The organism is Mammaliicoccus sp. N-M50 (genome assembly GCF_022386995.1).
In the GTDB taxonomy this organism is placed as follows: domain Bacteria; phylum Bacillota; class Bacilli; order Staphylococcales; family Staphylococcaceae; genus Mammaliicoccus; species Mammaliicoccus sciuri_A.
On sequence record NZ_JAJNJA010000004.1, the window covers coordinates 49,960 to 62,466 of the forward strand.

The 12,507-nt window shown below is 32.4% G+C and carries 14 protein-coding genes; 5 read left to right on the top strand and 9 right to left on the bottom strand.

All coding sequences use genetic code 11. From position 1 onward, the window contains the following. Nucleotides 1-94: 94 nt before the first annotated feature. Together fdaB and LQ622_RS07560 are read right to left on the bottom strand one after the other, a co-directional pair. Nucleotides 95-952, bottom strand: coding sequence for a class IIb fructose-bisphosphate aldolase FdaB (gene fdaB, locus LQ622_RS07555; RefSeq protein WP_025904462.1), 858 nt, complete (start codon nucleotides 950-952; stop codon nucleotides 95-97). 85 nt (nucleotides 953-1,037) lie between these two features. Continuing rightward, a complete protein-coding gene (locus LQ622_RS07560; RefSeq protein ID WP_025904461.1) occupies nucleotides 1,038-1,391 on the bottom strand; it encodes a response regulator in 354 nt (117 codons plus the stop codon). A gap of 60 nt (nucleotides 1,392-1,451) precedes the next feature. Here LQ622_RS07560 and LQ622_RS07565 point away from each other — a divergent pair, with 60 nt between their 5' ends. Continuing rightward, a complete protein-coding gene (locus LQ622_RS07565) occupies nucleotides 1,452-1,979 on the top strand; it encodes a DUF2529 family protein (RefSeq protein ID WP_239774899.1) in 528 nt (175 codons plus the stop codon). Nucleotides 1,980-2,360: 381 nt separating this feature from the next. Here LQ622_RS07565 and LQ622_RS07570 read toward each other — a convergent pair whose 3' ends face one another. From LQ622_RS07570 to LQ622_RS07580, 3 genes are all read right to left on the bottom strand, one after another. Beyond that, nucleotides 2,361-3,962: a CTP synthase gene (locus tag LQ622_RS07570; RefSeq protein WP_239774901.1), complete on the bottom strand. Its 1,602-nt coding sequence runs from the start codon at nucleotides 3,960-3,962 to the stop codon at nucleotides 2,361-2,363. A 145-nt stretch (nucleotides 3,963-4,107) separates the two neighbouring features. Beyond that, a complete protein-coding gene (rpoE, locus tag LQ622_RS07575) occupies nucleotides 4,108-4,623 on the bottom strand; it encodes a DNA-directed RNA polymerase subunit delta (protein ID WP_037589792.1) in 516 nt (171 codons plus the stop codon). A 104-nt stretch (nucleotides 4,624-4,727) separates the two neighbouring features. Next, nucleotides 4,728-5,588: a GNAT family N-acetyltransferase gene (locus LQ622_RS07580; protein ID WP_239762133.1), complete on the bottom strand. Its 861-nt coding sequence runs from the start codon at nucleotides 5,586-5,588 to the stop codon at nucleotides 4,728-4,730. Between the two features lie 152 nt (nucleotides 5,589-5,740). Between LQ622_RS07580 and LQ622_RS07585 the strand changes: the two genes are divergently transcribed. Beyond that, nucleotides 5,741-7,339: a BCCT family transporter gene (locus tag LQ622_RS07585; RefSeq protein WP_126477259.1), complete on the top strand. Its 1,599-nt coding sequence runs from the start codon at nucleotides 5,741-5,743 to the stop codon at nucleotides 7,337-7,339. A 68-nt stretch (nucleotides 7,340-7,407) separates the two neighbouring features. Here LQ622_RS07585 and LQ622_RS07590 read toward each other — a convergent pair whose 3' ends face one another. The 4 genes from LQ622_RS07590 to LQ622_RS07605 are packed head-to-tail and all read right to left on the bottom strand — an operon-like array spanning nucleotide 7,408 to nucleotide 10,124. Further along, nucleotides 7,408-7,944: a YqaA family protein gene (locus LQ622_RS07590; protein WP_126477258.1), complete on the bottom strand. Its 537-nt coding sequence runs from the start codon at nucleotides 7,942-7,944 to the stop codon at nucleotides 7,408-7,410. After that, nucleotides 7,938-8,567, bottom strand: coding sequence for a lysophospholipid acyltransferase family protein (locus tag LQ622_RS07595; protein WP_239762107.1), 630 nt, complete (start codon nucleotides 8,565-8,567; stop codon nucleotides 7,938-7,940). The genes LQ622_RS07590 and LQ622_RS07595 overlap by 7 nt, the downstream gene beginning before the upstream one ends. Nucleotides 8,568-8,580: 13 nt before the next feature. Next, nucleotides 8,581-9,519, bottom strand: a complete 939-nt coding sequence (locus tag LQ622_RS07600) for a phosphatidate cytidylyltransferase (RefSeq protein ID WP_025904453.1) — start codon at nucleotides 9,517-9,519, stop codon at nucleotides 8,581-8,583. Next, nucleotides 9,516-10,124 carry a CDP-alcohol phosphatidyltransferase family protein gene (locus LQ622_RS07605; RefSeq protein ID WP_239774903.1) on the bottom strand — a complete coding sequence of 203 codons (609 nt, stop codon included), beginning with the start codon at nucleotides 10,122-10,124 and terminating at the stop codon, nucleotides 9,516-9,518. The genes LQ622_RS07600 and LQ622_RS07605 overlap by 4 nt, the downstream gene beginning before the upstream one ends. A 150-nt stretch (nucleotides 10,125-10,274) precedes the next feature. Here LQ622_RS07605 and coaW point away from each other — a divergent pair, with 150 nt between their 5' ends. From coaW to LQ622_RS07620, 3 genes are read left to right on the top strand one after another with little or no spacing between them, the layout of a single operon-like run. Beyond that, nucleotides 10,275-11,072 (top strand): type II pantothenate kinase, encoded by a 798-nt coding sequence (gene coaW, locus LQ622_RS07610; RefSeq protein ID WP_239762106.1) that lies wholly within the window; start codon nucleotides 10,275-10,277, stop codon nucleotides 11,070-11,072. Between the two features lie 18 nt (nucleotides 11,073-11,090). After that, nucleotides 11,091-11,720, top strand: a complete 630-nt coding sequence (locus LQ622_RS07615) for a pentapeptide repeat-containing protein (protein ID WP_239762105.1) — start codon at nucleotides 11,091-11,093, stop codon at nucleotides 11,718-11,720. An 11-nt stretch (nucleotides 11,721-11,731) separates the two neighbouring features. Beyond that, nucleotides 11,732-12,502: a TrmB family transcriptional regulator gene (locus tag LQ622_RS07620; protein WP_107576511.1), complete on the top strand. Its 771-nt coding sequence runs from the start codon at nucleotides 11,732-11,734 to the stop codon at nucleotides 12,500-12,502. Nucleotides 12,503-12,507 lie beyond the last annotated feature (5 nt).

Here is a 12,507-nt window from a genome sequence, read left to right on the forward strand (position 1 = left end):
GAGTAAACGTATTGAATAAATATTCAATTTATCTTTAAAAACAGAAAAAACTACTACAAGCACGATGCTTGTAGTAGTTTGAATTTAAATAAAATTAAGCTTGGTTAGAAGTACCAAATTCTTGGATTTTACCTTTAACAGTTGCTTTAATTGCTTCACGAGCAGGTCCTAAGTATTTACGTGGATCGTAAACTTCGCTGTCGTTGTTTAACACTTCACGAACTGCTTTAGCAGATGCGATTTGGTTTTCAGTGTTAACGTTGATTTTAGCTGTACCGAAAGTGATAGCTTTTTTGATATCGTGAGTTGGGATACCAGTACCACCGTGTAATACTAATGGTAAACCAGTTGAAGCACCGATTTCTTCCATTTCTTTGAAACCTAAGTTTGGTTCACCTTTGTAAGGTCCGTGTACTGAACCTAATGCAGGTGCTAAAGTATCAATACCAGTTCTTTCAACTAATTCTTGACATTCTTTAGGATCAGCATAGATAACGCCTTCTGCAACTACGTCATCTTCTTGTCCACCAACAGTTCCTAATTCAGCTTCAACAGAAACACCGTTAGCATGAGCATATTCAACTACTTTAGAAGTAATTTCGATGTTTTCTTCGAATGGGTGATGAGATGCATCGATCATTACTGAAGTGAATCCAGCATCGATAGCTTCTTTACATTTTTCGAAACTTGAACCGTGGTCAAGGTGAATAGCAACTGGAATTGTAATGTTGTAATCTTCAATTAAACCTTCAACGATTTTAACGACAGTTTTGAAACCACCGATATAACGTCCAGCTCCTTCAGATACACCAAGGATAACTGGTGCATTTTCTTCTTGTGAAGCTTGAAGAATAGCTTGTGTAAATTCTAAGTTATTGATGTTGTATTGACCAACAGCATAACCATTTTCTTTTGCTTTAATTAACATTTCTTTCATTGAAACTAAAGGCATTGAGTTTCCTCCTAATGTGCAAGGCACGAATTATTTACAAGATTATTATATCAAACTTTGTGAATATATGCACCTTTTGAAAGCCCTATCCTAAATGTTTTCTTACAATTTTCATAACTTCTTCAATTGTAAACGGCTTCATTAGCACGCCAGTAATATTTCCTTTTTTTAAAACTTCTAACTCGGTAGATGATTGAAATGCTGAAATGATATAAACTGGAATATTTTTATCAGATTTTCTAATTTCGGCAAATACTTCTTCACCAGAAATTCCAGGCATTCTTTTATCTATAAAAATCAATTTATAAGTATTTTTATGAAATAATTCAATTCCCTCCGCTCCATTTTTAGCAGTATCTACATTGAATTGATTTAATTCCATAATTTCTTTTAGTAATTGTCTAATATTCTTTTCATCATCTATAATAAGTACATCCATTGAAGATACCCCACTTTTTATATAAAATAAATTTAATGACGTTAATAAGGAGAATACAAATTGCTTAAAATTTTTAATACACAATTAAACGGCATATTTAGTAAAATAGATGCCCAAATTGAAGAAATTGAAATTGCATCACAACTGCTTATGCAAGCAGCAAACGGTGAAGGCAAAATACGCATCAAAACTTTCGATGAAATCAAACATTTCCAAACATTTATGACTGACAGTAACGAAAGCTTACCACATGCAGAAACACTCAATACTTTAGATGAAATCGAAAAGATCGATTCTACTGACCGCGTATTATTAGCCGATACTTCCTTTACTGAAGAACTCAACGAATGGATTACAAAATTAAACGACCACGATATAGATTTTGTCGTAATAGCCAACAAAGATAAAGACAATAAGTCACACGAATCACTCATGCATTATATTGACTTATCAACACCAAGAGCAATCGTTCCAACCGCTGATTACAGTAAAATTATTACCCCTCATCTTATGGCTTTAAATTATATATATTATATCATGTTTGCTGAAATGCATGAGATTACACAAGATTTAAATGAAGAAATCTAGTAATAGAAGATAACGGGTCTGAATTTTACGTGTTGGTGGATAATGGAGGTTTTAGTTACACTTCTTATGAGTTTTGTAATTTTAGGCTTCCATAGTTACAATTCTGCCGACTTTTGTTACTATGGGCCTCCTTAGTTACAATTCCGTTGAGTTTTGTAATTACCGCACCCGTTATAAACAAGTTTGCCCAGAAGTGTTCACAACACACTCGTTATAAACAAGTTTGGCGAAAAGTGTTCACAACGCCACCCGTTATGAACAAGTTTGCCCAGAAGTGTTCACAACGCAGCACTTTATATCCCACACATATTTATACAAAAAAGCGCCCTCTATCTTAAATACTTGAAAAAGTATTAGGATAAAGGGCGCTTTATATATATATTATTTATTTTGAATACTTGCTTCTACAAATCCTCTGAATAATTTTTGTGGACGTGTTGGTCTAGATAAGAATTCTGGATGGAATTGACATGCTACAAACCATGGGTGATTTTCTAATTCTACGATTTCTACTAATCTACCATCTGGGCTTGTTCCTGAGAATTTCATGCCTTTTTCTTCTAATCTTTCGCGATATTCGTTATTAAATTCATAACGGTGACGGTGTCTTTCGTCTACTTCTAATTCACCATAGACTTTATGTGCAATTGTTCCTTCTTCAATTTTACATGGGTAAACACCTAATCTTAATGTTCCGCCTAAATCTTCGATGTCTTTTTGTTCTGGTAATAAATCGATAATTGGGTATGGTGTGTTTGGATCTAATTCTGCTGAATGTGCATCGTTTAATCCAACTACGTTTCTAGCGAATTCAACTGTTGCTAATTGCATACCTAAACAAATACCTAAGTATGGTACGTTGTTTTCACGTGCATATTGAATGGCTAATATCTTACCTTCTACACCTCTATCACCGAATCCGCCAGGTACTAAAATACCATCTACGTCTGCAAGTTCTTTTTGATAGTTTGTTTCGTTTAATTTTTCAGAGTCAATCCACTTAATTTCAACATCTGATTTAAAATCATAACCAGCATGTTTTAAAGCTTCTGCAACTGACAAGTATGCATCTTGTAAACTAACATATTTACCTACTAAACCAATTTTCACTGAACCTTCTAAATTACGTACAGTGTCTAATAATTGGTTCCACTCTGTTAATTCCGCTTCTGGTGTAGCTTCTAAATCTAATCTTTCAATGACGATATCATCCATATGTTGTTCTTTTAATGCTAATGGAATTTGATATAACGTATCAGCATCTCTACATTCAATGACTGCACGTTTGTTAATGTCACAGAATAATGCAATTTTATCTCTTAAATCTTGAGTCATTTCATATTCAGTACGTACCACAATTAAATCTGGTTGAATACCTAAACCTCTTAATTCTTTAACACTATGTTGTGTTGGTTTAGTCTTCATTTCACCAGCAGCTTTAATGTATGGAAGTAACGTACAATGGATGTACATAACGTTTTCACGACCAAGATCACTCTTGATTTGTCTAATTGCTTCTATAAATGGTAAAGATTCAATATCACCTGTTGTACCACCAATTTCAGTAATAACAACATCAGCATTTGTACTTTCGCCAGCCATTAATAATCTTGATTTAATTTCATTTGTAATATGTGGGATAACTTGGACAGTACCACCTAAGAAATCTCCACGTCTTTCTTTTTTAAGTACGTGAGAATAAACTTTACCTGCTGTTACATTTGAATATTTATTAAGGTTAATATCAATAAATCTTTCATAATGTCCTAAGTCTAAGTCTGTTTCTGCACCATCTTCAGTTACAAAAACTTCACCGTGTTGATATGGACTCATTGTACCTGGATCAACATTTAAGTATGGGTCGAACTTTTGAATTGTTACATTTAATCCTCTATTTTTAAGTAATCTCCCTAGTGATGCTGCTGTAATACCTTTACCAAGAGACGATACTACGCCACCTGTTACGAAAATGAACTTTGTCATGTTTGTACCTCCATTTATTTTTTAAAAAATAAAAAACGCTCCCACTTACATTATTTAAAATGTAAGGAGGGAGCGCTATATTTATACGATTGTCCTATTTAAAGGAGCCCAAATAAAATATTACCATCTTTTAAAGAAAAGTCAATTAAAATTCGTCTTCTTCGTCTTCCTCATCTTCGTCTTCTTCATCTACAACAAGACCCGCTTCATCTAATTCATCTTCTACGTCTTCATCTTCAGGGTCTTCAGGATCATTTAAACCTTCTTCATCATCTTGATCAATTGTAATATCAAGATCTTTAGATTTATCTTCTTCCCCTAATAATGAAATTTCTGAATCAGCTTCATCGTCTTCATCTAGAACGTTGAATTTTTGAATTGTTGGTGCGATTTTTTCTTCGATATCATCAACTGAATACCAGTCACGAAGTCCCCAAATATTCTCACCCACACTTAAGAAGCGTCCATCAGTATTTAAGTCCGTATAGAATTGTAAAATACGGTTCTCAATTTCTGAATCATTATAATTACCTAAGCTTTTGAATTCGTCTATCATATCATATAAGTTTGTTTCTTTACCGTTCTCTGTTAATAAAATATAAGCCATTTCGATAAATGAATGCTCATCTACCATTTCTTTTGTGAAATCTTTTAATTTCATGCTTTACTCTTCCTTTCAACAATCGAACTATTGTCGCACATTAATATTTATAATCATAACAGTTTACGATTATAATTGACAAGATGATTTTTAGCAAATGTTAGTTAATACTTAATATATTTCATGAGTTTAATATAGTCCTCAGATTTTTGTATTTCTACAAATCTTGCTTTCTCACATAAAGGTTTCAATTTATTGTTTGAACCGAATAAAGTGATGTGTATTTCTTTCTTATCTTCAAACCTTCTTCTAACAAAAGTACTTAACTGTCTTAAAGCACTCTCTGCAATACCTTCTTTTCTTTCGTCTTCTTCAACTTCTATACTCCGAATATCAAAATAATGATCTTTATCTTCTAATACGATGATACCTACTTTTTGATTATCTTTCATTAAATGTATATCGACAAATTCATTATCTAAATCATCTTCATTTAATACAAGTTTCAATGAAGATACATATTTTGAATCTAAATCTAAATAATATAATCGTTCTTTACCTAATGGACCTTCTTCTTTTGTAGCTGTATGCATAAAGCCAGCTCTTTCATATAAATTCCATGCTGCCTCATTTTCAGCATCTACTACTAAATATAAATGATCAAAATCAGGGAACACATGTTGAACGTACTCAGGTAAATTCATCATTATAGTCGTGCCATACCCATTACCTTGATACTTTTCATTAATTGATAATGAACGTATATATACAACATTATGCGGTGTATCATAACCTTCGTGTTGATAATACTTATGCAATACAAAGAAACCAACTATGTCGTCTTGATCGTTTACGACAACATTAGGTCTTCTATCAGGATCTTCGATAGCACCATCCAACACTTCTTTAGGCAATGAAGAATAAATTTGTTGTCGTTCGTTTAATTCAAAACCATATAGTGCCGTTCTCATATGTTCTTCAAATGGTTTAATGACGATTTCACCGAATGATTTAGCTTTCATGATTGATATCCCCCCGTTTGTTTATATATATCATAACGAATTTTACATTCATTGCGCAATTAAGAACCTTATAAAACGTAATTATCGTACACATGTTAGTTTGATTTGGATGAGGGTAATAGAATTAAGACTGCATAATTTAAAGGGGGATATTAATGAAACAGTCAAAAGAAAATACAGACAGGCAAAATAATAAGACAACATTAGTATTTTGGGTATCTATGTCTATTATATTATTAGTAACTTTAACTGCTGGAATTTTTCCAAAAGGTTTTGGTAAATACGCTAATATATTATATACATTTATATCGAACAGTACAGGATGGTTATTCTTAATCATCGTATTCGTTTTAGATATCTTTTTAATCGGATTGGCTATTACGAGGTTTGGTCGATTTAAACTCGGTAGAGACGACGAAGAACCAGAATTCTCATTTATTTCATGGGTCGGCATGTTATTCTCTGCTGGACTCGGTGTCGGGATTGTATTCTGGGGCGTTGCTGAACCAATGACACATTACTTAAAATCACCACTTCCAAATGAAGTAGATGGCTCTACATTAGAATCAGCTCGACTTGCTATGGGATATACATTCTTCCATTGGGGCATTTCACAATGGTCTATCTTTGCAATGGCAGGGCTTATCGTAGCTTACTTCCAATTTAGAAAAAGAAGAGACGGTTTAATATCTACAGCAATGGAACCTGTATTCGGTGAAACTTATAAGAAACCATACAGAAATGTTATCGATATCTTAGCGATAGTCGCAACTGTCATGGGTATTGCAACATCAATTGGTCTAGGAATAATGCAAATTGGTGGCGGACTTCATCATGTTTTTGATATTCCTAATAATAATTGGACTAAAATTATCATCACCGTCATTATGACTTTACTATTTCTTGGATCAGCAGCATCAGGTCTTAATAAAGGTGTTAAATGGCTAAGTAATGCTAACATATTTATTTGTTTTGCTTTACTTATATTTATACTTATTTTAGGACCGACACAATTTATATTTGAAACATTTACTGTTGCAATAGGTGACTATATTACAAACTTTGTACAATATAGTTTAAGATTAAATCCTTATGAAGGCGACAATTCTTGGATTCAACAATGGACTGTGTTCTATTGGGCATGGGTTATTGCTTGGTCTCCATTTATCGGAGGATTTGTAGCCAGAGTATCAAGAGGTAGAACGATAAGAGAATTTGTAATTGGCGTGTTAATTATTCCACCACTTATTTCATTTAGTTGGATTGCCACTTTCGGTGGAACGGCCATGTATTTAGTTATTAATAAAGGTGCTTCTATTGCGGAAGATGTTAAAGGAGATTATACAGTTGCACTATTCTCCCTATTATCAAACTTCCCATTTTACGAAGCAACAAGTATTCTAGCAATAATATTAATCTTCTTGTTCCTTGTTACAAGTGCGGATTCAACTACTTTTATCTTATCAAGTATGTCTGATAAAGGTTCAATCGTACCGCCATTCAAGTATAAATTAGTTTGGGGAACATTAATTGGTGCCATTTCAGTTGCCATGACATTAGCAGGTGGTTTAGAAAGTTTACAAACCGCTTCTGTCGTAGCCGGCCTACCATTCGCATTTATACTATTCTTAATGATGTTCTCTATTATGAAAGCATTACGTAGAGAACCATCTAAACATTTCAAAATGACTTATATAGATGATGACACAGATTTCTCTAAATCATTAGAAGAACGTGAAGAAGAAGAAAAATAATTAAAATAGGCACCATTCATTGTTTAAATCAATGAATGGTGCCTTTTTGATTGTCTTATTTTCATAAACTAAAACGCATGTATCGAAAAATATACCCAATAGACGATGATCCATACGATTAACCATAGTAATATTTTGATATATCGATTAACGTTTTTAAACACAATATGACTGAGTACATATGCTAGATAGCTCGTTAATATAAATCTCAAAAGTCTTGCAATGAAACTTACGAGTATAAATACAATAAATGATATACCTTCGTGATAGCTCATCATTGCATAAAGTTTATATGGAACACCAAACAATGGTGCTTCTATTAATCCGAGCACTCCTTTATCTTCTAATGAATGTATCACATGTTCTATCATATAAGGATGAATACCAGGAATCTTAACCATGATCATTTCAACAAAGTTCAAATGTTGAATTGAAATAATGTAAACGATGATACCACCTAGAACTGCACCTATAATTGCAATCAAATTTGCACATAATAATTTAAATTTACTTTTTTGTTTGATTGCATAATAAGTTAAAGCTACATCAGGGATAATAAAGAATACAATTGCTTCAAGAAAAGCCCATATAAATATGATTACCATTCTTTAAAATCACCTTCATTTCTGAGTTCATTCATTCGTTCATTAAGCTCATCCATAAATACTTTTCTATTCTCATTAAATAAAAATGGACGTCCTACAAAAATATCAATAAAGAATGGTACAAATAGTTTTGAGCCTTTCGGTAATGACTTGCCTAAACCATGTAGAAACAAAGGTTGTATCGGAATGCTTGGACGTTCTCTCATTAAATAATAAATCCCGGATTTATATTTTGATAACTTTTCAGGTTCGCCTCTACTTCCCTCCGGATACAAGATGATAATACTGCCCTCATCTAAAGCATCTACAATTGGTTCAAATAATCCTTTAATATCTCGCGTCATTTTTCGCTCTATTGGTATAATTCTCATAATATTCATAGAAAACCATTTTAATAGTTTGTTTTTCAGAAAATAATCACCTGCAGCTACAGGTCGTGCTTTCTTAAACCCTTCTCCTTGAAACAATGAAAGTAGTACAAGTGTATCTAAATGTGAATTATGATTGGCAATAATCACGATAGGACCTTTTTTAGGTAACCATTCTCGTCTACGTATATTTAATCCTAGAACAATTAAAATAATTGGCTTAATGATACATGTAAATATAATGAGTCTTAACATATCGGTTCACCCCTTAAAAGTAAAAGAACCTTACAAAGTGGAAGAAGAGTGGCGCTGTGTATGTTAAAGAATCTACTCTATCCAAAATACCGCCATGACCAGGTATTGTTTGAGAAGTATCTTTAATATTTAAATCTCTTTTTAAAGCTGAAATATTCACATCTCCCACAAATCCCATAATACTAATATATAAACCTGCTACAATCATGCCTAATAATGTGAACGGCGTTAATAATGGTGCTAAACATAAAGATAGAATTGTCGTTGAAATAATCCCTCCAACAAAACCTTCCCAAGTCTTGTTCGGACTTACTTTAGGTACAATTTTATGTTTACCAAATGCTTTACCGAACAGAAATTGAAAGACATCATTTGCTTGCGTTAATATAACTAAAAATAAAACAAGGCTCGCACCGGGTACTGAACTTTTTTCGCCAGGTAAGACAATTAAGTATGCTAAATGACTTAAACTAAACACCATCAGCATCATGCCCCATTGTACAGATCCCATTGATTGTAAAAACCCTTTTGTTTCACCTATCAATATTGCTTGAATCGGTATAAATAAGAACATATATACTGGTATAAAAATAATAAACATGCCATAAAATCCAAAATAGATAAATGTAAATTGAATTGGTATAGATAAGTACGCCCAGAATAATACAGCTCTATGACTACGATTCGTAGGTATTAAAGAAAAGTACTCTTTCAAAGCTAAAAAACAAAGTAAGCCAAGAAAAATCAATGACACAGTAGAGTGAATGACTAAGGCAATTGTAAAGATAATACACATACTCCACCATGATTTAATTCTCAATCTAATTTCAGTGAAGTCTTTTTCAGGATATCGTTTCGTTAAATAAATACTAATCAAACTGGATAATACGAGTACGATAAATACCCCAATCATAACAATCAGCATTTCTGAAGATATCTTCCCTAAGTTCATGATTTAACCTCCTTTAATCCTTTTGTTATTCGATTATAAATATTGATTAACATGAGTATTGAACAACCATAAAACACAAAATGTAAATAAGGAATGATATTTAAATGAACAAAAATCAAGAAACTGATGAAACCTACAATAAATGCTCGGTCACTTTTACCCATCGGACCATCATATCTTCTTGAATTACCTATCACTTGAACAGTCACACCAGCCATTTCACTTATGATTGATAAACTGATAAACAACATAATACCTATTCCATAATCTTCAGCAATAAACACGAATGGTATAAATAGAAATAAATCACTTATAACATCCCCTAATTCATTCAACAATAACCCTAAATGAGATTTCATTTGATATTTTTTTGCCATTACACCATCAATTGCATTTAAAGCCATTCTCACAAACATCACGATAGGCATTAAAATATAAATCCATTTGTTTTCATGAAATATACTTATAATAATTCCCGTTACGATAGAGAGCAGTAGTGCTAATATTGTAACTTGATTTGGGGTCATACCGATTTTTCTCATCCAGTCAACGATAGGCATTAATAGTTGCTGAAATTTCGGTTTTATTTCATATATACTAATCAAAATATAACCTCCCTCATTTATACTTGTTATCATCTTATCATGTAATTATACAATTTTTACAATATATTTCTAAAAATCATTAATTTATCATATACAATTTTTTATAGTATAATAACGATAATTATTTACTTTTCTAGATGAGGTGTTCGTGTGAAAATTGGTATTGATGCAGGTGGTACTTTAATTAAAGTCGTAACTGAATTAAATAAAGAAAGAACGTATCAAAAATGGTTAGCAACTGACATTGATCAAGTTGCAGTTTGGTTAAATCAATTAGATGATGTTGAAGTATCGATTACAGGTGGTAAAGCACAATACTTAGACTCATGCATTAAACATCAAGCGAAACGTAGTATTGAATTTGATGCGACTTATAAAGGGATTCAAATATTTTTAAAAGAAAACAATATAGACCTTGAAACATATATATTCTCGAATGTCGGTACTGGTACTTCTATCCATTATGCTACTACTGATCATCAAGAACGTGCAGGCGGTACAGGAGCTGGTGGCGGTATGATACAAGGTTTAAGTTATTTACTGACTCAAATTAGTGATTATGATGAACTTGTTCAAACAGCTTTAAATGGGGATCGAGATAAAATAGATTTAAAAGTTAAACATATTTATAAAGGTGATAACACGCCTATTTCTGGAGAATTAACTGCTGCTAACTTTGGACATGTATTACAACATATGAACGATGCATTTCCAAATGCTGATCGATTAGCAGCTGTAATGGGTATTGTAGGAGAAACAGTCACAACCGTATCCATTCATGCCGCAAGAGAGTATAATACAGAAAACGTTGTGTTTATAGGATCTTCATTTGTTAAAAATGAACTACTCAAAAATATCGTCGTTGATTACACGATTTTAAGAGGTCTAAAACCATACTTCATTGAAAACGGTGAATATTCAGGAGCGCTCGGTTCAATATATTGTTAAACATTAAGGAGTATTAATATGAAAATTATAGAACCTAAACTACACAATGATTTTGAATATGAAGAAGAAAAAGACGTAACACTCTATCAGTCTTCGTATGACTTGTACTTTGATAAAGCATTAATTCAATTAGATGAAGAAACGAGTCAAATCGATACAATGTATTTCAATCAATGTACATTTGAATCTGTTGATTTCACTAAAATTCACGAATTAGATATTATATTTAAAGGATGCGACCTTTCAAACTGTATATTCAGTGAAGCTTCTCTTAATAGAGTGCACTTCAAAGATTGTCGTATGATTGGTGCTAACTTTACAGACGTTAAACTCAAGCATGTACAATTTTCTAATTGTCAGTTAAAAATGAGTCAATTTCAAAATTGTAACTTAGATCACGTTTTATTTAACGATAATCAAATGTCAGAAACTTACCTTTCATTCTGTACTCAAAAATCTGTCGCAATTGAAAGATGTGCATTAGAATCTCTTGAAGTCGTTGAAACATCACTAAAAGACATTGATTTATCGTCCAATACAATCGAACAACTTGTTGTACAACCTAATGACTTAAAAGGTGCAACAGTTTCTGAATATCAAGCATATGATATACTTCCGTTATTCGGGGTTAAAGTAACATCAAACTAGAAGGTGACACTATGAATCAAATGATAGACATTTTAAAACGCTTTGGATTAAGTGAGTATGGCTCTAAAGCTTATATCGCCCTTGTTCAAAATCCAGGCATAACAGCTTATAAACTAAGTGAAATATCAAGCGTACCACGTTCAAAAATTTATGAAGCACTCAATAAACTTGATGAACAAGGACTCGCTTATTTCAATTTACAAGACCAAAAGAAATACTACTATGCCCTATCACCAAAACAAACCATTCAACTATTTGAAAAAAAGCAAAATGAAGAACTCCTTCAACTCGAACAAGAAATCAATAAATTAAATATCGTAACAGACAATGCGCCTATTCAAATAGAAGTCTTAACAAATGAATCAACAATCATCGATGCCGTAACATCTGCCATTAAACAAGCTAAAAGACAAATCACCGTTTCAATATGGCCAGACTTATATGACATCTTAACAAATCATGTCTCAGAAGATATTCATATTCAAGGGATTACATTCCAAGTCGACCAACCCGGCTATGATCTCATTAATCACCGTTATACAAACTACGTCAAAAGTTCATTAGCACTTAAACCATTTGTCGTAATCGTAGACGATGAACACATGATTTACGGACAAACAGCAGAATCAAATATGCGCGCTTATATCAGTTATGACCATACACAAATAAAAATGATGAAAGACTACATTTGGCATGACGTCTTAGTCAATAAATATATTAGTAAATTTGAAGAAGATATAGAAGACGAAATAACCCTTAAGAGAAAAACCTTTTTCTCTTAAGGGTT

Excerpts from the sequence above, each read along its gene's own strand:
- LQ622_RS07595 (WP_239762107.1), bottom strand. The coding sequence starts at position 8,567 with ATGTTAAGACTCATTATATTTACATGTATCATTAAGCCAATTATTTTA.
- LQ622_RS07560 (WP_025904461.1), bottom strand. The coding sequence starts at position 1,391 with ATGGATGTACTTATTATAGATGATGAAAAGAATATTAGACAATTACTA.
- LQ622_RS07600 (WP_025904453.1), bottom strand. The coding sequence starts at position 9,519 with ATGAACTTAGGGAAGATATCTTCAGAAATGCTGATTGTTATGATTGGG.
- LQ622_RS07590 (WP_126477258.1), bottom strand. The coding sequence starts at position 7,944 with ATGGTAATCATATTTATATGGGCTTTTCTTGAAGCAATTGTATTCTTT.
- LQ622_RS07615 (WP_239762105.1), top strand. The coding sequence starts at position 11,091 with ATGAAAATTATAGAACCTAAACTACACAATGATTTTGAATATGAAGAA.
- rpoE (WP_037589792.1), bottom strand. The coding sequence starts at position 4,623 with ATGAAATTAAAAGATTTCACAAAAGAAATGGTAGATGAGCATTCATTT.
- LQ622_RS07585 (WP_126477259.1), top strand. The coding sequence starts at position 5,741 with ATGAAACAGTCAAAAGAAAATACAGACAGGCAAAATAATAAGACAACA.
- LQ622_RS07620 (WP_107576511.1), top strand. The coding sequence starts at position 11,732 with ATGAATCAAATGATAGACATTTTAAAACGCTTTGGATTAAGTGAGTAT.
- LQ622_RS07570 (WP_239774901.1), bottom strand. The coding sequence starts at position 3,962 with ATGACAAAGTTCATTTTCGTAACAGGTGGCGTAGTATCGTCTCTTGGT.
- fdaB (WP_025904462.1), bottom strand. The coding sequence starts at position 952 with ATGCCTTTAGTTTCAATGAAAGAAATGTTAATTAAAGCAAAAGAAAAT.